This window comes from Enterobacter cloacae complex sp. 385G4, assembly GCF_057320665.1.
Window position 1 is genome coordinate 1 of the sequence record NZ_JBXWDD010000014.1, and the last position, 19,683, is coordinate 19,683.

The following is a 19,683-nucleotide window of genomic DNA, read 5'->3' on the forward strand; positions in this document are numbered from 1 at the left end:
ATAAGCGACTCCATAAACGGGTTCTTATGCCTCAGTTGTAAGTGTCTACCATGTCCCCGAACAAGTGTTCACTATGTCCCCGGACCGTACACCCTCAAGGGAGAGGGGGTCGTCCGTGCTGGTATTATTTTGTGGGGATCCCTCAGCCCTGTGGGAGAGGGCTGGGGTGAGGGCAACAGACCGCACCTAACCCTTAATCGGTGAATTCCGGCGCTTGCGTGGGTGATGGAAGTGCCGCCAGTGAGGATCCTGCGCCGCGGCCAGCAGTTCGTGGTCGCCGCGGGTGTCGCCCCAGGCTCGCAGATGATAGTCGTTCAGATCGCCATACACCTTCTCCAGCCTCGCCACTTTCTGGGCGCAGCGGCAGTTATTGCCCGTAATGCGTCCCGTCAGCTTGCCGTCCTTCACTTCCAGCTGCGTGCCAATCAGCTTAATGCCGAGCCTGTCCGCCCACGGCTGGAGCACCAGCGCCGGCGACGCAGAGCAGATCGTCACTTCCGCGCCGGAATTCACCTCAGCCGCCACCGCCAGAACCCCTTCGGGGCGCATCAGCTTGTTCCAGTATTTTTCGCAAAAGGCTTCCGCCTGCTGGCGTAGCCAGTGTTCGTCCACGCCTGTCAGGAACGTTTTAATCAGCACTTCCTTCAGCTCATCACGCGTCAGCTTGCGGCGCACGCAGTGGAGCGTGGGCAGCGCCATGCGCACCAGACGACCCGCAAAGTAGCGTTTCCCAAAGGCAAAACGCAGGAAAGGGATAAAGCTGTCGTGGTGCGTGAGCGTCCCGTCAAAGTCAAAGACAGAGAGCACGCTGGATTTCGCCACCGTCTCGTCGGCAATCATATTGGTCATAAATACGTCTTAGCTGAATTACACATTCTGTCGATCAGTTTACCTGCTTTATCTGAACAGTCCTTACATCACCACCCTTTTTTTTCTCAATCTTGCGATCTGAAAGTGAGTCCAATTTTGGCCTCAATAATGATTGGTGAAAAAGTGAGCGGTCTATATTATCGCCACATCGAAAGATATTTCGGGGGAACGTTGGCCTCCACAGGTAAGGAAAAATTCACTCTTAGCTCCTGTTTAGATATGACATTCAGATCGCTTATTTCAATCCTCACGTTAAGTTTTGCTTCGTTTTCCGCACTGAGTTTTCAGTTGCCCGCATCGATGATCTCCGCCGATAGCACATTTGCGGAATCGCCGGTGAAGTCGGCCCTGCTTCACCAGGAGACAGGCCCACTCCGCTCCCGGATACTGGATCAATACCAGAAATGGAAAGGGACTCACTATCAGTGGGGCGGCACCACGCACCGCGGAGTGGATTGCTCCGCGCTTATGCAGCATCTGTTCAGCGATGCGGCGCATCTTTATCTGCCGCGCACGACGAGTGAGCAGATCCATCGCGGTGTACAGGTAGCGCAATACCGTCTGAAGGCGGGAGATTTGGTCTTCTTCCAGACGGGACCGAACCGCAGACACGTTGGCGTGTATATCGGTAACAGCCAGTTTATTCATGCCTCCAGCAGCCAGGGCGTAACGGTCTCAACCCTGACTGATGACTACTGGCAGGATCGTTACATTACCGCCCGTCGTATCGCCGGCAGCGCCGCCTGACGACATTAAATAATGTCATCCACCACGCCACCATCGACGCGCAATGCCGCGCCTGAGGTGGCGGAGGCCTGCGTCGAACAGACATAAATCACCATATTAGCCACCTCTTCAACGGTGGCGGCGCGCTGGATAACCGAGCTGGGGCGGTTGGTCATGACAAATTCTTTCGCCAGCTGCTCCAGCGATTTACCGGTTTTCTCGATCTCATCTTTCATCATTTCAGCGAAACCGTCAGACATCGTCGGGCCCGGCAGCACGCTGTTCACCGTCACGCCGCTTCCCGCCACGAACTTCGCCAGCCCGCGCGCCAGCGAAAGCTGTGCCGTTTTGGTCACCCCGTAGTGGATCATGTCTGCCGGGATATTGCAGGCTGACTCGGAGGAGATAAATACCACGCGGCCCCAGCCTTTTTTCACCATGCCCGGCAGCAGGTCGCGGGATAGGCGCACGCCGGACATCACGTTGGTCTGCCAGTAGCGCTCCCAGGTTTCATCGTCGGTGCCATAGAAATCCTGCGGGCCGTAAATCCCGGCGTTGTTCACCAGAATATCGACGTCGCTCGCAACCTTCAGCAGCGATTCAACCCCTTCCGCGGTGCTGAGATCGGCAATGGCGGCACGCACCTGCACGCCAGGCACAACCTGCTGCAGCTGCTGAATACCTTTGTTCACCGAGTCGGTGCTGCGGCCATTAACGATCACTTCCGCGCCGCTTTCTGCCAGGCCTCTGGCAATGGCAAACCCGATCCCGCCGGTTGAGGCGGTGACCAGGGCCACTTTCCCCGCAAAGTCGATTTTCATCATCAGCTCCTTATCGTTTTAACGTTCGGACCTTAAAGCGTAGCAGGTGATGATGACGGCTCCTGGCTAAAAAGGCGCAGCAGGGTTTCGACCTGCTCATCCAGCGGGGCGAGGGTGCGCTTCACGATCAGATGCAGCGGTGTGGCCCGACGAACGCCGTGGCTCAGCGGGAGGAGTTTCAGTACGCCTTGCTCCAGCTGGGGCTGAATGCGTTCCTCTGGCAGCCAGCCGTAGCCGACCTGCGAGACGACCGCCTCTATGGCAGCGTCGATGGTCGAGAACGTCCACGACTCGCCGGCAGCCCGCGCGGCGTTCTGGCTGTCCGCAATCTGGATTAGCGGCCACGGGCGCAGCATCTCATCATTCAGCGGCGCGTCGAGGCTAAAGAGGGGATGCTGATGATGCGCCACGGCGACAAAGTCAATATTCATCAGCCATTCGCCGAGCCCGGTAATGTCCTGGCGGCGGGTTAAAACCATCACATCGGCCTCGTTGTTCATGGCATCGGCGCGGGTATTTTCCAGCACCTCCGTGAGGCGGATCTGAGTTTGCGGATACTGCTGCTGGAACTGACGCAGAATGGCGAACAGGCGGCGGCGTGGGAAAATCGAGTCCACCACCAGGTCCAGCCGCGTGCGCATCCCGTTACGAAGGGTCGCCGCGCGCGTCTCGACATACGAAAACGCTTTCAGCAGCGGTTTCACCTGGCCGAGAAGCAATTCTCCGGCCGGGGTCAACACCGCCCTGCGCCCCTCCGGCGCCAGCAGCGCCACGCCCAGCCGCTCCTGCAGCAGCGACAGGTTATAGCTCACCGAGGACTGACTGCGGTGGGTTTCTTCCGCAGCTTTGGCAAAGCTGCCCGCATCCACCACTTTTTCCAGTAAAGCCCACTGTTCCAGCGTCGTCTTGTGCATAATTTATCTAAAATTTGAATGAATTTGATTAAAACATAGCGTTATTAATTCATTTTTTGAAGGCTTAAGATCGTCTCATCAAAACGAAGGAGACATCTTATGAACACATTCGATAAACACGACTTAAGCGGCTTCGTTGGCAAACATCTGGTTTATACCTATGACAACGGCTGGAATTACGAAATTTACGTCAAAAACGAGACTACTCTCGACTACCGTATTCACAGCGGTCTGGTGGCGAACCGTTGGGTTAAAGATCAGCAGGCTTACATCGTGCGGGTAGGGGAGAGCATCTATAAAATCTCCTGGACCGAGCCAACCGGTACGGACGTTAGCCTGATTGTGAACCTGGGCGACAAACTGTTCCACGGCACCATCTTCTTCCCGCGTTGGGTCATGAACAACCCGGAAAAAACCGTCTGCTTCCAGAACGACCATATTCCGCTGATGAACAGCTATCGCGATGCGGGGCCTGCATATCCAACAGAAGTGATTGACGAATTTGCCACCATCACCTTTGTACGCGACTGCGGTGCGAACAACGAAAGCGTGATTGCCTGCGCGGCCAGCGAGTTACCGAAAAACTTTCCCGATAACTTAAAATAAGCGCGACAATTAACTAAAAAGAAAAGTTCCCGGTTATTTCTGCTTTTACAGAAATAACCGGGATTTTTTTTGTTTGTTGATGCTTGGTTTAAAATAACATTTTGTAAAAATTGAGTTTGATCACGAAATAAATAATTCATAATTACATAAGCTATTGTTTATAAATGAATTAATATTGATTTAGTTACATCTTAATTACGCATCTTAATTTTTCCCTAAGAAATGAACGATACCTTGATATGAGTTTATGGTTCGTTGAAATAAACGAAAAAGTAATTGGTTAATATCAAGCGCGTGCCATTCTTATTGCAAGGAAATTAATGATGAGTGATTTTTTGCCTTTTTCCCGCCCGTCGATGGGTAGTGAGGAATTAGCGGCGTTGCAGGAGGTTTTAACCTCCGGCTGGATCACCACCGGGCCTAAAAATCAGGAACTTGAAGCGGCATTTTGTCAGCTGACGGGGAACCAGCACGCGATTGCCGTCTGCTCGGCGACGGCGGGCATGCACGTTACGCTGATGGCGCTGGATATTGGTCCGGGCGATGAGGTCATTACCCCCTCCCAAACCTGGGTCTCCACGCTGAATATGATCGTGCTGCTGGGCGCCACGCCGGTCATGATCGATGTGGACAAAGAGACATTGATGGTGACACCGGAAGCGGTTGAAGCCGCCATTACCCCGCGTACCAAAGCGATTATTCCCGTGCATTACGCCGGCGCGCCGTGTGATATCGACGCCATTCATGCCGTCGGTGAGCGTCACGGTATTACGGTGATTGAAGACGCGGCCCATGCCGCCGGAACGTACTACAAGAACCGTCACGTGGGCTGGAAAGGCACGGCGATTTTTTCCTTCCACGCCATCAAAAACATGACCTGCGCGGAAGGTGGTTTAGTCGTCACGGATAACGCCCGGCTTGCCGCGCGGATCCGCAGCCTGAAATTCCACGGCCTGGGGGTGGATGCCTATGACCGCCAGACGCACGGCCGCGCGCCGCAGGCCGAAGTGATCTCCCCGGGCTTTAAGTACAACCTCGCAGATATCAACGCCGCGCTGGCGCTGGTACAGCTGGGCAAGCTGAAAGAGGCCAACCTACGCCGCGAGGCAATCGCGCAACGCTACCTGCGCGAGCTTGCCGATACGCCGTTCCAGCCGCTGAGCATTCCGTCATGGCCGCACGTTCACGCCTGGCACCTGTTTATTATTCGCGTTGATGAAGCGCGCTGCGGGATCTCACGCGACAACCTGATGGCGGCGCTGAAGGTGCAAGGCATCGGCACCGGCCTTCATTTCCGCGCGGCACACACCCAAAAATACTACCGCGAGCGTTTTCCTGATGTATCGCTTCCGAATTCGGAATGGAACAGCGCGCGTATTTGTTCTCTCCCTCTTTTCCCGGACATGACTCATGACGACACAACCCGCGTCATTACCGCGCTCCATCAGCTTGCAGGACATTGATATGTTCAGCGCACCGCCTGTACAAAAAGTTTCTGTGGTCATCCCAGTTTATAACGAGCAGGAGAGCCTGCCCGAGCTGATCCGCCGCACCACGGCCGCCTGCGATACGCTGGGCAAAGCCTATGAAATTCTGCTGGTGGACGACGGCAGCAGTGATGATTCCGCGCTGATGCTGACCGAAGCCGCCCAGGCCGAAGGCAGCCATATTGTCGCCGTGCTGCTCAACCGTAACTATGGCCAGCACTCCGCCATTATGGCCGGGTTCAGCCACGTTACGGGCGATCTGATTATCACCCTGGACGCGGATCTGCAAAACCCGCCGGAGGAGATCCCGCGCCTGGTGGCGAAAGCCGATGAAGGCTATGACGTGGTCGGCACGGTGCGTCAGAACCGTCAGGACAGCCTGTTCCGCAAGCTGGCCTCACGCACCATCAATCGTCTTATTCAGCGCACCACCGGTAAAGCAATGGGCGATTACGGCTGCATGCTGCGCGCCTACCGCCGCCATATTGTCGACGCCATGCTGCACTGCCATGAGCGCAGCACCTTTATTCCGATCCTCGCCAACACCTTTGCCCGCAAGGCAACGGAAATTCCGGTCCTGCACGCCGAGCGCGAGCACGGGGAATCGAAGTACAGCTTTATGCGTCTCATCAACCTGATGTACGACCTCGTCACCTGCCTGACCACCACGCCGCTGCGCCTGCTGAGCGTGTTCGGCAGCATCATCGCCCTGGCCGGCTTTACGCTGTCCGTCCTGCTGGTGGTGCTGAGGCTGGTCTTTGGCCCGCAGTGGGCGGCGGAAGGGGTCTTCATGCTTTTTGCCGTGCTGTTTATGTTCATCGGCGCCCAGTTCGTCGGAATGGGCCTGCTCGGTGAATACATAGGCCGTATCTATAACGATGTTCGCGCACGTCCGCGCTACTTTATTCAACGTGTTGTCCGTCAGGAACACAAAGCATCTCAAGAGGAAAACCACCCATGAAAGCCGTTGTATTTGCCTATCACGATATGGGGTGCGCGGGCACGCTGGCCCTGCTGGAAGCGGGCTATGACATTGCTGCAATCTTTACCCATCCGGACGCGGCGGGAGAGAATCACTTCTTCGGCTCCGTGGCGCGTATCGCCGCCGAGCGCGGTATTCCGGTTTATGCCCCGGACGACGTCAACCACCCGCTGTGGGTGGATCGCATCCGCGCGCTCGCACCTGATGTCATCTTCTCGTTCTACTATCGCAACCTGATCTGCGACGAGATCTTAGGTTTAGCCGCTAAAGGGGCCTTTAACCTTCACGGCTCTCTGCTGCCCGCCTACCGTGGCCGCGCGCCGCTGAACTGGGTGCTGGTCAACGGCGAAACGGAAACGGGCGTGACGCTGCACCGCATGGTGCGCCGCGCGGATGCCGGGGCCATCGTCGCCCAGCAGCGCGTGGCAATCGACGCGGATGAAACCGCGCTTGAGCTGCATCATAAACTCTGCACCGCGGCGCAAAGCCTGCTGCGTGACGCGCTGCCAGCCATCCTCAACGGCACCTTCAGCGAGACCGAGCAGGACGAAAGCAAGGCCAGCTGCTTTGGCCGCCGCGCGCCGGAAGATGGTCGCCTGGACTGGAATAAACCCGCCCGCCAGCTGCACAACCTGGTGCGCGCCGTGACCGACCCGTGGCCGGGCGCGTACAGCTTTGCGGGCGTAAGCAAATTTATCGTCTGGAAATCCCGCGTGCGTGACGATATCCCGGCCGCTAAGCCGGGTACCGTCGTCTCCGTCTCCCCGCTGATTGTGAGCTGCGGCGAGCAGGCGCTGGAGATCGTCACCGGGCAGACCGACAACGGCCTGTACGTTCAGGGCACGCAGCTGGCGCAGTCTCTGGGTCTGGTGGCCGGGGCGCTGATCACCAGCGCGCCGGTGGTTGCCATCAAGCGCCGCACGCGCGTGCTGATCCTCGGCGTGAACGGCTTTATCGGGAACCACCTGACCGAACGTCTGCTCAAAGACGATAACTACGAGATTTACGGTCTGGATATTGGCTCTGACGCCATCAGCCGTTTCCTCAACAACCCGCGCTTCCACTTTGTGGAAGGGGATATCAGCATTCACTCCGAGTGGATCGAATATCACATTAAAAAATGCGACGTGGTGCTGCCGCTGGTCGCTATCGCCACGCCAATCGAGTACACCCGTAACCCGCTGCGCGTGTTCGAGCTGGACTTTGAAGAGAACCTGAAGATCATCCGCGACTGCGTGAAATACGACAAGCGCATCATCTTCCCGTCCACCTCTGAAGTGTACGGCATGTGTACCGACAAAAACTTCGATGAGGATGCCTCCAGCCTGGTGGTCGGGCCGATCAACAAGCAGCGCTGGATCTACTCTGTCTCCAAGCAGCTGCTGGACCGCGTGATTTGGGCCTACGGCGAGAAAGAGGGTCTGCGCTTTACCCTGTTCCGTCCGTTTAACTGGATGGGCCCGCGTCTGGATAACCTGAACGCGGCGCGAATCGGCAGCTCCCGCGCGATCACTCAGCTGATCCTGAACCTGGTCGAAGGCTCGCCTATCAAGCTGATTGAAGGTGGGAGTCAGAAACGCTGCTTTACGGACATCAGCGACGGTATCGAAGCCCTGTTCCGCATCATTGAGAACAAAGATAACCGCTGCAACGGTGAGATCATTAACATCGGTAACCCGGAAAACGAGGCGAGCATTCGCGAGCTGGCAGAGATGCTGCTGGCAAGCTTTGAGCGCCACCCGCTGCGCGATCGCTTCCCGCCGTTTGCCGGTTTCCGCGAAGTGGAAAGCAGCAGCTACTACGGTAAGGGCTACCAGGACGTCGAGCACCGTAAGCCAAGCATCCGCAACGCGAAGCGCTGCCTGAACTGGACGCCGACGGTGAAGATGGAGCAGACCATAGATGAGACGCTCGACTTCTTCCTGCGCACCGTGGAGCTGTCGGAACAGGCCTCATGAAAAAAGTCGGTTTACGCATTGATGTCGACACCTTCAGGGGAACGCGTGACGGCGTGCCCAGACTGCTGGAACTGCTGAGCAGGCACGGCGTGCGTGCCAGCATTTTCTTCAGCGTGGGGCCTGACAACATGGGACGCCATTTATGGCGTCTGGTTAAACCGGCATTTCTGTTCAAAATGCTGCGCTCGCGCGCGGCATCCCTCTACGGCTGGGATATTTTGCTGGCCGGCACCGCCTGGCCCGGCAGACGCATCGGCGCGGGTAATGAAGCGGTTATCCGCGCGGCGGCGCAGCAACACGAGGTCGGCCTGCATGCCTGGGATCATCACGCCTGGCAGGCGTGGGCGGGCGTCTGGGATATCCCGCGCCTGTCCCGTGAGGTCGAGCGTGGAATGCTGGAGCTTGAGGCCATCATCGGTCAGCCCGTGCGCTGTTCCGCCGTGGCGGGATGGCGTGCCGACCAGCGGGTGGTCAAAGCCAAAGAGCATTTCGCGTTTCGCTACAATAGCGACTGTCGTGGAACCGGGCCGTTTTTGCCGCTGTTGGGCGAAAATCGCTACGGTACGGTGCAAATTCCGGTCACGCTTCCCACGTGGGATGAGGTGGTGGGGCGCGAGGTGAAGGCGGAAGCATTTAATCGCTACATTCTGGACCGCATCCATCGTGACGCCGGTACGCCGGTGTATACCATCCATGCCGAAGTGGAAGGGATTGCGTATCAGCATGATTTCGATGCGCTGCTGACGATGGCCGCTCAGGAGGGCATAGAATTCTGCCCGTTGAGCGAGCTGCTGCCGGACGACCTCAGCAGCCTGCCCGTGGGCAAAGTGGTCCGTAGTGAACTGGCTGGCCGGGAAGGCTGGCTTGGCTATCAACAAATCGTGAGTCCGGTCCCATGAAAACAGCCCGTTATGGCGTAGCGCTTTTCGCACTGTTTATCGTTTATTACTTCATTCCGGTCGATATTCGCCTGCTTTGGCAGCCTGATGAAACGCGCTATGCGGAAATCAGCCGCGAAATGCTGGCATCGGGTGACTGGGTTGTCCCGCATTTCCTCGGGCTGCGCTACTTTGAAAAGCCGATTGCCGGCTACTGGATCAACACTATCGGACAATGGCTGTTCGGGCACACGAACTTTGCCGTACGCGCCGGGTCGATCTTCTCCACCGGGCTCGCGGCGCTGCTGGTGATCTGGATGGCCTGGCGTCTCTGGCGGGATAAGCGTACGGCCATTTTCTCCGGCCTGATCTTCCTGACCCTGTTCCTGGTGTATGGTATAGGCACCTATGCGGTGCTGGACCCCATCGTCACCCTGTGGCTGGTGGCGGCGATGTGCAGCTTCTGGCTCGCCTCACAGGCGCGCACCGTGGCCGGAAAAGCGGGCGGCTATGTGCTGCTTGGGCTGGCCTGCGGGATGGGGGTGATGACCAAAGGCTTCCTGGCGCTGGCGGTACCGGTGATCGGCGTGCTGCCGTGGGTGATTGCCCAAAAGCGCTGGAAAGAGGTGCTGATTTTTGGCTGGCTCGCGGTCCTGAGCTGCGTGCTGATTGTTCTGCCGTGGGGGCTGGCCATTGCGCACCGCGAGCCTGATTTCTGGCGCTACTTCTTCTGGGTTGAGCATATTCAGCGTTTTGCCCAGAGCGACGCGCAGCATAAAGCTCCGTTCTGGTATTACCTGCCGTTCCTGCTCGCGGGCAGCCTGCCGTGGCTGGCGCTGCTGCCAGGCGCGCTGCGTCTTGGCTGGAATGACAGACAAAACGTGGGCGGCGGGTTCTACCTGCTGGGGTGGGTGGTGATGCCGCTGCTGTTTTTCAGCATCGCTAAAGGCAAGCTGCCGACCTATATCCTGCCCTGTTTTGCCCCGCTGGCTATCCTGATGGCGCGCTATGCCTGCCTCGCGGCGGAAAAAGGGGCCAGAGCGTTGCGCATTAACGGCGGCATTAACCTGGCGTTTGGCGCTATCGGCGTGGTGGCGGCGCTGGCGGTCTCGCCGTGGGGGCTGGCTAAGCATCCGGTCTGGACATCGGTCGAACTGTATAAAGTCTTCTGCGCGGTGGTGGCGTTCCTCATCTGGGGCGCGGTAGGCTGGTTTACGCTGCGGCAGAGCCAGCGGCGCTGGTGGCTGGCGGCGCTGTGTCCTGCGGGGCTGGCGCTGCTGATTGGTTTTGCCATCCCTAACCAGGTGGTGGATTCCAAACAGCCGCAGTCGCTGGTAGACACCGTACGCGAGCCGCTTCAGGGCAGCCGCTTTGTGCTGACCAATAACGTGGGCGTGGCCGCGGGCCTGGCGTGGGAGCTGAAGCGCAGTGACATTACGCTGTTTGCTCAGAGCGGCGAACTGCGCTACGGGCTGGATTATCCCGATGCGAAAGATCGCTTTGTCAGTGAAGACGACTTCGCGCAGTGGCTGGCAACGCATCGTAAGCAGGGAAGCGTGTCGCTGGTGATGCTGATGTCTAAACGTGACGATATTGCAGAGGCGAATTTACCGCAGCCGGACAATCTCTATATCCAGGGGCGTCTGGCCCTGCTGGAGTATCTGCCGAAGTGATGACCTGGACCTGGCTCATACTGGCAAGCCTGCTGAGCTGCGCGGGACAGCTGTGCCAGAAACAGGCTACCCGTCCGGCGAAAGGCGGACGGCGTGGCGCGCACATCATGCGGTGGCTTGGCCTGGCGATGCTGGCGCTGGGCTGCGGAATGCTGGTCTGGCTGGTGGTGCTGCAGCGCCTGCCAGTCGGTGTAGCTTACCCTATGCTGAGCCTCAATTTTGTCTGGGTGACGCTGGCGGCGAAGGTCTTCTGGCGCGAGCACGTTGCTGTGCACCACTGGCTGGGGGTCGGGTTCATTATCATGGGGATTATCGTGCTGGGAGGAAGCCTGTGAAAGGCGCGTTCTGGGCGTTATGCAGCGTACTGTTAGTCAGCGCCGCACAGCTGTTGCTGCGCGATGCCATGCAGGCTCTGCCGCCGGTCAGCGATTTTCTGACGTTTATCTCCGCGCTGTGGCACGTTTCGTCCGGCACGGGCGCGCTGCTGCTGGGGTTAACGGGATACGTTGCCTCCATGGGCTGCTGGTATCTGGCGCTGCATCGCATGGCGCTCAGCAAAGCGTATGCCTTGCTGAGCCTCAGCTATATCCTGGTGTGGGGCGCGGCAATCCTGCTGCCCGGCTGGGGGGAGCACTTCTCCTGGCATGGGCTGCTGGGCGTCGCGTTGATTATGCTGGGTGTACTGGTGATTTTCCTGCCCCGACGTGAATAATCGACTCGGTGGTCAGGGTATAAGGGGTCGAGGTACAGACGGCAAGGCTCAGAGAACCGAGCTGCAGCTGGCTGACCGAGTGCGACTGCGCCGTGCTGTCGATGCTGACAATCTGCCAGGCGCTGCCGCCGCGCTGTTTCACAATCGCTTCTTTGCGCGTCCAGATACGCCAGAAGGCAGAAAGCTGTTCCTCGGGCGCTTCACGCTCCAGCTCGTCATGCTCTGTCAGGCTGAAAACGGCGTTGGCCAGCGCCTGCCAGTTCTTGCGGGGGCGAATCACTTCGATATCGCAGCCCACTTCGCCTTCATCGCTCATCAGCAGGGCGATATCATCACCGCTATGGCTCAGGTTGAACCACAGCGGGTCCCCCTTCGCAAAAGCCGGCTTCCCCTGCTCGCCGTAAATGATGTCGGGGAGCGGGTGAGGGGATAATGTTCTGGCGAGCAGCGTCCGGCCAGCCAGCCAGGAGGCCTGTCGTGCACCCTGAGGTGCCTTATCTGCAAGCGTTGACGCCAGCGGGTCCGCGCAAAGGGTGGAAATTTTTCCCAGTACAAACCGGTACATAGTTACGCCCAGCGTTTAATGATAATCGAGGTATTGATGCCGCCAAACGCGAAGTTATTGCTCTGCAGATACTCGCAGTCAATCTGACGGGCTTCTCCCATAATATAATCTAAAGCCCCGCATTGCTCATCCGGCTGCGTTAAATTGAGCGTCGGGGCAAACCAGCCTTCGCGCATCATCTGCAGGCTCATCCACGCTTCCAGGGCGCCGCAGGCCCCCAGCGTGTGGCCAAAATAGCTCTTCAGCGAGGAAACCGGCACGCTGTCACCGTAGATGGCGGCCGTGGCCTGGCTTTCGGCGATATCGCCGCGGTCGGTGGCGGTACCGTGCGCGGAGATATACCCCATATCCCGGGCGCTTAACCCCGCCATCGCCAGCGACTGCTCCATGCATATCTGCATGGTGTCACGCTGCGGCTGGGTGATATGGGCCGCGTCACAGTTGGTGGCAAAGCCCACGATCTCACCGTAGATGGTGGCCCCGCGCGCTCTGGCGTGCTCAAGCTCCTCCAGAATCAGGGTGCCTGCGCCTTCCCCAATCACCAGACCATCGCGCTGCGTATCGAACGGCGAGGGGGTGGTTTTGGGTTCGTCGTTGCGCTGGCTGGTGGCAAACAGCGTGTCAAACACTGCCGCTTCAGACGGACAAAGCTCTTCCGCGCCCCCCGCGACCATCACGGTCTGATACCCGTGGCGAATTGCCTCCCAGGCGTAGCCAATCGCCTGGCTGCCGGAGGTACAGGCGCTCGACGTTGGGATCACGCGGCCACGTAGTCCAAAGAACAGGCCGGTATTCACCGCGGTGGTGTGCGGCATCATCTGGACGTAGGTTGTCCCGGTGATGTTATTGGTGTGCTTTTCGGTAAGCATGGTCGCGAATTCGCTGACCGGGCCGGTGCTGCCTGTCGAAGAACCGTAGGCGATGCCGGTTTGCCCGTTGGTGAGCACCGCTTCGCCAATCAGCCCCGCCTGCTCCAGCGCCAGCTCTGTGGCGCGGGTAGACATCAGCGACACACGGCCCATGGCGCGAATACGCTTGCGGGTATAGTGTTCCGGCAGCGCAAAATCGTCGATCGGCGCGCCCAGCAGGGTGTGCAGGCCATCATAAACCTGCCATTCCGGCATTTTACGCACGGCGTTTTCATACGCCAGCAGCCGGCTGGAAACGGACTGCCAGTTCTCGCCAAAGGCGGTGACGCCGCCCATGCCCGTAATCACCACGCGACGCGTCATAGCATTCCTCCGTTAATCGAAATGACCTGGCGGGTGACGTAGCCCGCGATATCCGACATCAGATAGCTTGCCAGTCCGGCGACCTCCTCAGCCTGGCCCATACGTTTCATTGGGATGATGGACATCGCTTCCTTCAGCGCGGCCTCCTCCATCTCAATCATGCCGGTATCTATCAGCCCTGGCGCAATGCAGTTCACGGTGATTTTTCGTTTTGCCAGTTCGATCGCCAGCGCTTTGGTGGCGCCGATAATGCCCGCTTTGGCCGCACTGTAGTTCACCTGGCCGCGGTTGCCCATCACGCCGGAGACGGAGGATAAGGTAATAATGCGCCCGCCCTGACGGGTGCCGATCATGGGCATAATACAGGGGTGTATGACGTTATAAAAACTGTCGAGATTGGTGTGGATCACGCTGTCCCAGTCGTCTTCACTCAGTGCCGGAAAGGCACCGTCGCGGGTAATTCCGGCGTTGCTGACCACGCCATACCATGCGCCATGTGCATCAATTTCCTGCTCAAGCACTTCACGGCACTGCTCGCGGTTGCCTACGTCAAACGAGAGTAAACGGCCGCTGCCGCCCGCCTGCGTGATGGCGTCCAGCGTCTCCTGCGCGCCTGCGGCATCACGATGGTAATGCACGCCGACGGTGAACCCGTCAGCGGCAAGCTGGCGGGCGATGGCGCGACCAATGCCTTTGCTGGCCCCTGTGACCAGTACGGAACGACTCATGCTTGGGATCCCTGATTAAAAAGCGATGTTAATTCTTCTGCAGTCGGCTGGAAGGTATTGACCCGGCCCGTGGCCAGCGTCTCTTCACCTGCGCAAATCGTGCATTCAAAACTGCCGAAGCGTTCGTCCTGCATCAGCAGCTTAACGGTAATGTCCAGCGTTAAGCCTTTGGCGAAACGCCCGCTGGCGCAGACCAGCTCGCGCGCGCCGAGCACCATGCCCAGCGCGATATGTTCCTGCCCCTGCTGCTGACGATGCCAGCCCGACCAGACGCCAACGGTCTGCGCCATTAGCTCGAGCGCGTACCAGCCCGGCAGGTCGCCATTGGCATTGAGAAACGGCGCCAGCACGCTTTGCCTGTCAACTGCCACGCGGCAGACCGCCATGTCATCCGTCACATTTTCAACGGACCCCAGCAGCATCATGGGCGCATCGTGCGGCAAATAGGCTTCGGGTGATAGATAGCTCATGACGTTCTCCCCAGCAGAATGCTGGCGTTATTGCCGCCAAACGCGAACGAGTTAGACAAAATCACCGGCTTTTTCAGGGCGGTGCTCTGGTGCAGCAGGCCGCACGGCGCCAGCGTCTCGTCCGGAGCGTAGCGGGAAAAATCCTGCGGCGGCAAGGGCAGATCGCGCGTCAGGATAAGCCAGCTCAAAGCCGCTTCGGTAATGCCGGCAGCGCCCAGCGTGTGGCCGGTAAGGTGTTTGGTTGAACTGCACGGCACGCTTTCCCCGAAGAGATTGTGAACCACCTGTGATTCAATCTGATCGTTGAGCGGCGTGGCCGTGCCGTGCAGGTTGATGTAGCCGATGTCGTCCGGCTGCATGCCCGCTTCGCTGAGCGCCTGAGTGATAGCCCTTATCGCCCCGTCGCCCTGCGGATGCGGGGCGGAAATATGGTACGCATCGCTGGATTCGCCCGTGCCGAGCAGCGCCACGTCCGCGGGTTCCCGGCTTAATACCATCAGCGCCGCCGCTTCACCGATGGTGATCCCCCGGCGGTCCCGGCCAAACGGCTCGCAGAGCGTGGGGGAGAAGGATTCAAGACTGTTAAAGCCGTTTACGGGCATCCGGCTCAGGGTGTCTGCTCCGCCGACAATGGCGATATCTACCAGCCCGGCTTCGATCAGGCGTTTGCCGCCGATCATCGCCCGCGCGCTGGAGGAGCAGGCGGTGGAGATCGTATAAGCCGGGCCTTCAAGCTGCAGCCAGTTGGCGAGAAAGCGGGACGGATCGCCCAGCTCCTGCTGCGGATACTGCCAGCGCGTGCTGGTCTCGCCGTCGGTCATGAGACGCACGTGCTCATCGCCTTCATCCAGCCCGGAGGTGCTGGTTCCCAGCACCACGGCCACGCGGTCTCGACCAACGCGGGCGATGGCCTCGTCAACGGCGGGCTGAATCTGCGCCAGCGCGGCCAGCAGCAGCTGGTTGTTGCGGGTGCGGTGTGCAGAGAAGGTATCCGGGATGAGCGGCAGTTCGCCTTCCACCCCGCCCAGTACCGCTTCGGGCATTCCCTGCAGCCAGCCGGTCCGGGCGTGCATGCCCGGCGCCACGCCCGCAGCCAGGTTGGCGGCAATTTCATCAGGTGAGTTGCCCAGCGCGTTGACCATGCCAACAGCGGATATATAAATCATCTCAGTCACCCAGATATTGAATGGTGATGTGGTATTTGAATACGTGTTGCTCGATGCTGATCGGCTCGCGCTTGCCTTTGCGCTGGAGGTAGACAATCTCCGTTACCAGCTTGCCGCTGGCGTTACGCAGCTCGCGCCGATCGCCATTGTCCGTTAACGTCCAGCCCTTCGGCAACTGCGGCTGCCAGGCGCTAATCGGCCAGTGGCTGAGCATCACGTCGGCCAGCACCTGGCTGGCGGGCGGCAGCTGCGGCACGACGATCGACTGCTCGGTATGAATACCGCTCTCGTCGTACGTTGCCAGGAACAGGCGAATGCCCACGGAAGAGAGGCCGGCCAGCGTGACCTTATGCGCATCCGCGTTGAGCATCACCAGCAGGGACTGCGTTTGCCCGTTAAAGCTGCCGGTCAGCAGCTGCTGGGAGCTTACCGCCGGGCTGATGCCGGGCGGCGGCAGAGTGACTTTGGTGCCAGGCTGAAGCCAGGCCTGAGGCCGCGTCTCTTTGGTATCGGTTGAATGGCTGCAGCCTGCCAGCAGCAGCGCCGCGGCCAGCGCGACAGCGCGATAAACAGCGTTCATTTACGTTTTCTCTCTTTCTTATCCGGCATCGCCAGCGGTGCCAGCAGGAAGGCGGTGAAAATACCGCTCACCAGCACAATACCAAAGCTGCTGATGGCCTGGGTGGCGCTGAAGACGAGCATGCCCAGTGTCAGCAGGGTGGTCATCATGGCCAGGGTAATCGCCAGCATCGAAGTCAGCGGCGTACCGCGCGGGTTGCTGAAGAACAGCGTGTAGTTAATGCCAATGCCGAGCACCAGTACCAGCGCCAGCAGTGAAAACAGATTTACCGGGTGGCCCGTTGCGGCCAGCGCGGCCAGCCCGCAGCTCAGCGACAGTGCGGACGGCACCAGGCTTATCAGCCCTTTGCGCCAGCCGAGGCGCAGTATCGCCCCGCAGGCAATCACCGCCAGCGCCGCAAACAGTAGCCCCGTCAGCAGCGTGCGGTAGAGGGCAAACAGGCTGTCAAAGCTGGCCTTGCGGTCCACCCAGACGACGCCGTCATGGCGCGCGGCCAGCTCACCGAGCGCCGCGCTGTTTTTTGCGCCGTCCACCGGCACGAGCACGCTGCTTTCCCCATCGGGCAGGGTCAGCCAGAGCAGGCGCCAGCCCTCGCTGGCCGGACTTTCAAGCCACGCGTCCACGCTGACCGGCATGGCGTCCAGATTGGGGGAAACGGCGTTGAGCCCTGCGCTTTTCAGCACGTTCGTCACCGCAGGCGCGGCGTTCCGCAGTAGCGCAAGGTCGCTTTTCTGGCGGGCCAGCGAGTTCAGCGGCAGGGTACGCCAGCGGGTGAGATCCCCCGCCTTTTGCGCCTCGGCCAGCGCGGGAGTAAAGGCTTCCAGCCGCTCCAGCGTTTGCTGGGGAGAAGCGCCGTGCACCACAAACCATTTCTGATCGACGCTTTGGCCGGTCAGGGCGGTAATGGTTTTCTCCTGCGCCAGAATATCTTTCGGCAGCGCCTGCAGCTGGGCGATGTCGTCGTCCACCTTCAGGGTGCTCATTCCCACGGCGGAGAGCAGCGCCAGCGCGACGGGCAGACCAACGGACAGTTTTTTACTGCGTCGCCAGGCGGCCAGCCAGCGCAACATCAGGACCATAAAGGGAACCGGGCGCACCGGCAAACCCCGGCACAGCCACGGATGCCAGAAAATCACCGTCAGGCAGGAGGCGCTCAGCCCCGTCGCGGCAAATACCGCCATCTGGCGGATCCCGGGGAAGGGGGCCAGCATCATAATCAGGTAGGCAGCGACGGTCGTCAGCAGCGCCAGCAGCAGCGCATTGCGCACTTTGGCCAGGCTTTGCCAGGGAGAGAGCTCAGCGCCGTGCACCATCCGTTCGGTCAGGTAGTAAAGCGTGTAGTCTGCCGAAATTCCGATGATGCTAATGCTCATCACCAGCGTCATCAGGTGCAGCTCGCCAAAGAGCAGCAGCGTCACCACCGTCCCCGCCAGCGCGCCGATGGCAATGGAGAGCACGCTCAGCAGCAGCGGGCGCAGAGAGCGGAACACCGCCACGATCAGCAGGAACACCCCAAGCAGGGTGGCGATGCCCAGCGTTGAGACGTCGCGTTTAGCCTGCTGGCTGGCATAATCGCTGTAGAACACCGTCCCGCGCGAAAGCAGCTGCGCCTGCGGGTAACGCGCTTTCAGCGTCTGTTGCAGTGCGTTAAGCGTCGTCACGAGCCGGTGGGTCTGCTGCATATCAAATGATGAGCCCGCCAGTTCGCCGTGCAGCAGATACCAGTAGTTTCCCGCTTCATCTTGCGTGACCAGCCAGCCGTCCATCAGCCGCAGCTTCTGGCCGTTTTGCGCCAGGGCGAGCTGCGAGCCGCGCATCAGCATCAGCGGATCGTTTTGCAGCTCTTTACCGCTGACGCCGGAGAAGGCGGAGTAGAGCTGGGATAAAATCCACTGCGCCTGCGCTTTTCCGCCGTTTTGCAGGCGGGCACGGGTGGCCGGATCAATCAGCCCGTTGCGGTGCTGCCAGAAGAACTCTCCCCAGGCCTTTTGCCCGGCGGCGTCCATCGGGCCTTTGACCTCGCGGAGCGCGTCGCTGCTGTGCAGCAGTTCAAGCCACTGCTGCGCCACGCGCGGATCGGGTTCTTTGCCGGGGCTGACCAGCCAGACCAGCTGGCGGTCGAGACGCTGCATAAACCCGTCGTTGAGCGCCGGAGGGATCGCCCCCAGCGTCTGCTTCGGCAGCATGGCCAGCACGCTGCTGTTCAGCCGCGCGCCGGGCAGCAGCGACAGCAGCACGCCCAGCATAACCAGACATACCGTGGCCCACAGCAGCGCCGGGCGCAGGGATTTACGGTGCGGCAAAGCGTTGGCGTTCGTCATCGGTCAGGCTGGCGGGCGTCAATTGGTGGTTTGAAAGGGCGATATCGGTACGGTCGCCCTGCCTGTCGTTCAGGCGGATCGTCTCAAGATAGGTCGCGCCGCCCAGATCGAGGGTGGCGAAAATCTTGTCCAGCGGCGTCGTTTTTGGGGTAAGCACCAGCGACCAGCGGCCCGCGCCCAGGTCTTTAAAATCGATGCGGAAGTTCTCTTCCAGCACCTTGCGGTCGGCCTGGAACAGGGCCCGCAGCAGGTGGTTGAACTGAAACATCTGCGGATTATTGTCGGCGGTGATGGTCTGCGGCGGCTGGCCGTTGATCGTCTGAACCATCCGCTTGTCGTCCAGCAGCAGCGTCATCGGAAACGGCGCTTTTTGATCCCACAGCAGGCCGCTGTCGCGGGCGATCAGCATCTCGCCCTGCGAGCGCAGCGGCTGCGGCATATCTTTTATCGTGCGGACCTGTTCGAAGTGCGCGCGCACCACAGGCTGCTCGGTGAAGCGCTGCTGCAGTTCATCCAGCGTCACGGCGCTGACCAGCGGGCTGACGAGCAGCGCCAGCAAAGGCAACCATTTCATGGCGTGACTCCCATACGTTCAAACAGTACTGCCGGACTGACAAAGCACATTTCGCGGGTGGCTTCTTCCACCGCCACCTGGATGGTGTAGCCGGTGGTGGTGCGTTTGCCGGTTTGCGCATCGAAAATTTGATAGGCAATGCGCAGGCGGTTTTCATACTCTTCAATCTGCGCGCGGACGCGAATGCGCTGCTCAAAGGTCACCGCATCGCGGTATTTCACCCGCGTGTCGACAACGGGCCAGACGTAGCCGGAGGCTTTCATCTGGCGATAGCCATAGTCAAACTGATTGAGCAGCGCCTCGCGGGCGATCTCAAAGTAGCGGAAATAGTTGCCGTGCCAGACCACGCCCATCATATCGACGTCGTGGAACGGAACGGTGATCTCAACTTCAGTCGTAAAGCGGGGATCGGTCAGCACC

At 59.6% G+C, this 19,683-nt stretch carries 21 protein-coding genes; 9 read left to right on the forward strand and 12 right to left on the reverse strand.

Annotated elements, in window-relative coordinates; genetic code table 11:
* Window positions 1–186: 186 nt before the first annotated feature.
* Complete coding sequence (locus AC2FAJ_RS21690; protein WP_028014726.1) at window positions 187–849, reverse strand: HAD family hydrolase; 663 nt, start codon at window positions 847–849, stop codon at window positions 187–189.
* 240 nt (window positions 850–1,089) lie between these two features.
* Between AC2FAJ_RS21690 and AC2FAJ_RS21695 the strand changes: the two genes are divergently transcribed.
* Entirely contained in the window at window positions 1,090–1,617 is a 528-nt protein-coding gene (locus tag AC2FAJ_RS21695) for an NlpC/P60 family protein (protein ID WP_041911872.1), read from the forward strand.
* Between the two features lie 5 nt (window positions 1,618–1,622).
* Here the strand turns inward: AC2FAJ_RS21695 and AC2FAJ_RS21700 are convergent, their stop codons facing one another.
* Both AC2FAJ_RS21700 and AC2FAJ_RS21705 read right to left on the reverse strand, forming a co-directional pair.
* Window positions 1,623–2,417 carry an SDR family NAD(P)-dependent oxidoreductase gene (locus AC2FAJ_RS21700; protein ID WP_485454522.1) on the reverse strand — a complete coding sequence of 265 codons (795 nt, stop codon included), beginning with the start codon at window positions 2,415–2,417 and terminating at the stop codon, window positions 1,623–1,625.
* Between the two features lie 32 nt (window positions 2,418–2,449).
* The gene (locus AC2FAJ_RS21705) at window positions 2,450–3,331 is read right to left on the reverse strand and encodes a LysR family transcriptional regulator (protein ID WP_045631436.1); all 882 of its coding nucleotides are present in this window, start codon (window positions 3,329–3,331) and stop codon (window positions 2,450–2,452) included.
* 99 nt (window positions 3,332–3,430) lie between these two features.
* Between AC2FAJ_RS21705 and AC2FAJ_RS21710 the strand changes: the two genes are divergently transcribed.
* From AC2FAJ_RS21710 to arnF, 8 genes are all read left to right on the forward strand, one after another.
* A complete protein-coding gene (locus AC2FAJ_RS21710; RefSeq protein WP_028014722.1) occupies window positions 3,431–3,937 on the forward strand; it encodes a phenolic acid decarboxylase in 507 nt (168 codons plus the stop codon).
* Between the two features lie 323 nt (window positions 3,938–4,260).
* Window positions 4,261–5,400: a UDP-4-amino-4-deoxy-L-arabinose aminotransferase gene (gene arnB, locus AC2FAJ_RS21715; protein WP_041911875.1), complete on the forward strand. Its 1,140-nt coding sequence runs from the start codon at window positions 4,261–4,263 to the stop codon at window positions 5,398–5,400.
* A gap of 1 nt (window position 5,401) precedes the next feature.
* Entirely contained in the window at window positions 5,402–6,385 is a 984-nt protein-coding gene (gene arnC / locus AC2FAJ_RS21720; protein WP_041911876.1) for an undecaprenyl-phosphate 4-deoxy-4-formamido-L-arabinose transferase, read from the forward strand.
* The gene (arnA, locus tag AC2FAJ_RS21725; RefSeq protein WP_041911877.1) at window positions 6,382–8,364 is read left to right on the forward strand and encodes a bifunctional UDP-4-amino-4-deoxy-L-arabinose formyltransferase/UDP-glucuronic acid oxidase ArnA; all 1,983 of its coding nucleotides are present in this window, start codon (window positions 6,382–6,384) and stop codon (window positions 8,362–8,364) included. Before arnC ends, arnA begins: the two co-directional genes overlap by 4 nt.
* Window positions 8,361–9,263 carry a 4-deoxy-4-formamido-L-arabinose-phosphoundecaprenol deformylase gene (arnD, locus tag AC2FAJ_RS21730; protein ID WP_047362592.1) on the forward strand — a complete coding sequence of 301 codons (903 nt, stop codon included), beginning with the start codon at window positions 8,361–8,363 and terminating at the stop codon, window positions 9,261–9,263. Before arnA ends, arnD begins: the two co-directional genes overlap by 4 nt.
* Window positions 9,260–10,915 carry a lipid IV(A) 4-amino-4-deoxy-L-arabinosyltransferase gene (gene arnT / locus AC2FAJ_RS21735; protein WP_485454512.1) on the forward strand — a complete coding sequence of 552 codons (1,656 nt, stop codon included), beginning with the start codon at window positions 9,260–9,262 and terminating at the stop codon, window positions 10,913–10,915. Before arnD ends, arnT begins: the two co-directional genes overlap by 4 nt.
* The gene (gene arnE / locus AC2FAJ_RS21740; RefSeq protein WP_041911880.1) at window positions 10,915–11,250 is read left to right on the forward strand and encodes a 4-amino-4-deoxy-L-arabinose-phosphoundecaprenol flippase subunit ArnE; all 336 of its coding nucleotides are present in this window, start codon (window positions 10,915–10,917) and stop codon (window positions 11,248–11,250) included. Before arnT ends, arnE begins: the two co-directional genes overlap by 1 nt.
* Window positions 11,247–11,627 (forward strand): 4-amino-4-deoxy-L-arabinose-phosphoundecaprenol flippase subunit ArnF, encoded by a 381-nt coding sequence (gene arnF / locus AC2FAJ_RS21745; RefSeq protein WP_028014715.1) that lies wholly within the window; start codon window positions 11,247–11,249, stop codon window positions 11,625–11,627. Before arnE ends, arnF begins: the two co-directional genes overlap by 4 nt.
* On the opposite strand, the gene acpT is transcribed toward arnF, so the two are convergent.
* Genes acpT through AC2FAJ_RS21790 form a run of 9 tightly spaced genes read right to left on the reverse strand, consistent with a single transcriptional unit; the run spans window position 11,584 to window position 19,682 of the window.
* The gene (gene acpT / locus AC2FAJ_RS21750) at window positions 11,584–12,192 is read right to left on the reverse strand and encodes a 4'-phosphopantetheinyl transferase AcpT (protein WP_028014714.1); all 609 of its coding nucleotides are present in this window, start codon (window positions 12,190–12,192) and stop codon (window positions 11,584–11,586) included. The genes arnF and acpT overlap by 44 nt on opposite strands.
* 2 nt (window positions 12,193–12,194) lie before the next feature.
* Window positions 12,195–13,424 (reverse strand): beta-ketoacyl-ACP synthase, encoded by a 1,230-nt coding sequence (locus tag AC2FAJ_RS21755; RefSeq protein WP_028014713.1) that lies wholly within the window; start codon window positions 13,422–13,424, stop codon window positions 12,195–12,197.
* Complete coding sequence (locus AC2FAJ_RS21760; RefSeq protein ID WP_028014712.1) at window positions 13,421–14,152, reverse strand: 3-ketoacyl-ACP reductase FabG2; 732 nt, start codon at window positions 14,150–14,152, stop codon at window positions 13,421–13,423. The genes AC2FAJ_RS21755 and AC2FAJ_RS21760 overlap by 4 nt, the downstream gene beginning before the upstream one ends.
* Window positions 14,149–14,622, reverse strand: coding sequence for a hotdog family protein (locus AC2FAJ_RS21765; protein ID WP_041911881.1), 474 nt, complete (start codon window positions 14,620–14,622; stop codon window positions 14,149–14,151). The genes AC2FAJ_RS21760 and AC2FAJ_RS21765 overlap by 4 nt, the downstream gene beginning before the upstream one ends.
* A complete protein-coding gene (locus AC2FAJ_RS21770) occupies window positions 14,619–15,788 on the reverse strand; it encodes a beta-ketoacyl-[acyl-carrier-protein] synthase family protein (protein WP_485454513.1) in 1,170 nt (389 codons plus the stop codon). The genes AC2FAJ_RS21765 and AC2FAJ_RS21770 overlap by 4 nt, the downstream gene beginning before the upstream one ends.
* A 1-nt stretch (window position 15,789) precedes the next feature.
* Window positions 15,790–16,368: a DUF3261 domain-containing protein gene (locus tag AC2FAJ_RS21775; protein ID WP_028014709.1), complete on the reverse strand. Its 579-nt coding sequence runs from the start codon at window positions 16,366–16,368 to the stop codon at window positions 15,790–15,792.
* Window positions 16,365–18,689 carry an MMPL family transporter gene (locus AC2FAJ_RS21780; RefSeq protein ID WP_485454514.1) on the reverse strand — a complete coding sequence of 775 codons (2,325 nt, stop codon included), beginning with the start codon at window positions 18,687–18,689 and terminating at the stop codon, window positions 16,365–16,367. The genes AC2FAJ_RS21775 and AC2FAJ_RS21780 overlap by 4 nt, the downstream gene beginning before the upstream one ends.
* On the reverse strand, window positions 18,658–19,263 hold the full coding sequence (locus AC2FAJ_RS21785; protein WP_041911885.1) for a LolA family protein: 606 nt from the start codon (window positions 19,261–19,263) through the stop codon (window positions 18,658–18,660). The genes AC2FAJ_RS21780 and AC2FAJ_RS21785 overlap by 32 nt, the downstream gene beginning before the upstream one ends.
* Entirely contained in the window at window positions 19,260–19,682 is a 423-nt protein-coding gene (locus AC2FAJ_RS21790; protein WP_028014706.1) for an acyl-CoA thioesterase, read from the reverse strand. The genes AC2FAJ_RS21785 and AC2FAJ_RS21790 overlap by 4 nt, the downstream gene beginning before the upstream one ends.
* Window position 19,683: the final 1 nt, after the last annotated feature.

What these genes read in the sequence shown, in the direction of transcription:
- AC2FAJ_RS21690 (WP_028014726.1), bottom strand. Translation starts at nt 849, where the DNA reads ATGACCAATATGATTGCCGACGAGACGGTGGCGAAATCCAGCGTGCTC.
- AC2FAJ_RS21695 (WP_041911872.1), top strand. Translation starts at nt 1,090, where the DNA reads ATGACATTCAGATCGCTTATTTCAATCCTCACGTTAAGTTTTGCTTCG.
- AC2FAJ_RS21700 (WP_485454522.1), bottom strand. Translation starts at nt 2,417, where the DNA reads ATGAAAATCGACTTTGCGGGGAAAGTGGCCCTGGTCACCGCCTCAACC.
- AC2FAJ_RS21705 (WP_045631436.1), bottom strand. Translation starts at nt 3,331, where the DNA reads ATGCACAAGACGACGCTGGAACAGTGGGCTTTACTGGAAAAAGTGGTG.
- AC2FAJ_RS21710 (WP_028014722.1), top strand. Translation starts at nt 3,431, where the DNA reads ATGAACACATTCGATAAACACGACTTAAGCGGCTTCGTTGGCAAACAT.
- arnB (WP_041911875.1), top strand. Translation starts at nt 4,261, where the DNA reads ATGAGTGATTTTTTGCCTTTTTCCCGCCCGTCGATGGGTAGTGAGGAA.
- arnC (WP_041911876.1), top strand. Translation starts at nt 5,402, where the DNA reads ATGTTCAGCGCACCGCCTGTACAAAAAGTTTCTGTGGTCATCCCAGTT.
- arnA (WP_041911877.1), top strand. Translation starts at nt 6,382, where the DNA reads ATGAAAGCCGTTGTATTTGCCTATCACGATATGGGGTGCGCGGGCACG.
- arnD (WP_047362592.1), top strand. Translation starts at nt 8,361, where the DNA reads ATGAAAAAAGTCGGTTTACGCATTGATGTCGACACCTTCAGGGGAACG.
- arnT (WP_485454512.1), top strand. Translation starts at nt 9,260, where the DNA reads ATGAAAACAGCCCGTTATGGCGTAGCGCTTTTCGCACTGTTTATCGTT.
- arnE (WP_041911880.1), top strand. Translation starts at nt 10,915, where the DNA reads ATGACCTGGACCTGGCTCATACTGGCAAGCCTGCTGAGCTGCGCGGGA.
- acpT (WP_028014714.1), bottom strand. Translation starts at nt 12,192, where the DNA reads ATGTACCGGTTTGTACTGGGAAAAATTTCCACCCTTTGCGCGGACCCG.
- AC2FAJ_RS21755 (WP_028014713.1), bottom strand. Translation starts at nt 13,424, where the DNA reads ATGACGCGTCGCGTGGTGATTACGGGCATGGGCGGCGTCACCGCCTTT.
- AC2FAJ_RS21760 (WP_028014712.1), bottom strand. Translation starts at nt 14,152, where the DNA reads ATGAGTCGTTCCGTACTGGTCACAGGGGCCAGCAAAGGCATTGGTCGC.
- AC2FAJ_RS21765 (WP_041911881.1), bottom strand. Translation starts at nt 14,622, where the DNA reads ATGAGCTATCTATCACCCGAAGCCTATTTGCCGCACGATGCGCCCATG.
- AC2FAJ_RS21770 (WP_485454513.1), bottom strand. Translation starts at nt 15,788, where the DNA reads ATGATTTATATATCCGCTGTTGGCATGGTCAACGCGCTGGGCAACTCA.
- AC2FAJ_RS21775 (WP_028014709.1), bottom strand. Translation starts at nt 16,368, where the DNA reads ATGAACGCTGTTTATCGCGCTGTCGCGCTGGCCGCGGCGCTGCTGCTG.
- AC2FAJ_RS21780 (WP_485454514.1), bottom strand. Translation starts at nt 18,689, where the DNA reads ATGACGAACGCCAACGCTTTGCCGCACCGTAAATCCCTGCGCCCGGCG.
- AC2FAJ_RS21785 (WP_041911885.1), bottom strand. Translation starts at nt 19,263, where the DNA reads ATGAAATGGTTGCCTTTGCTGGCGCTGCTCGTCAGCCCGCTGGTCAGC.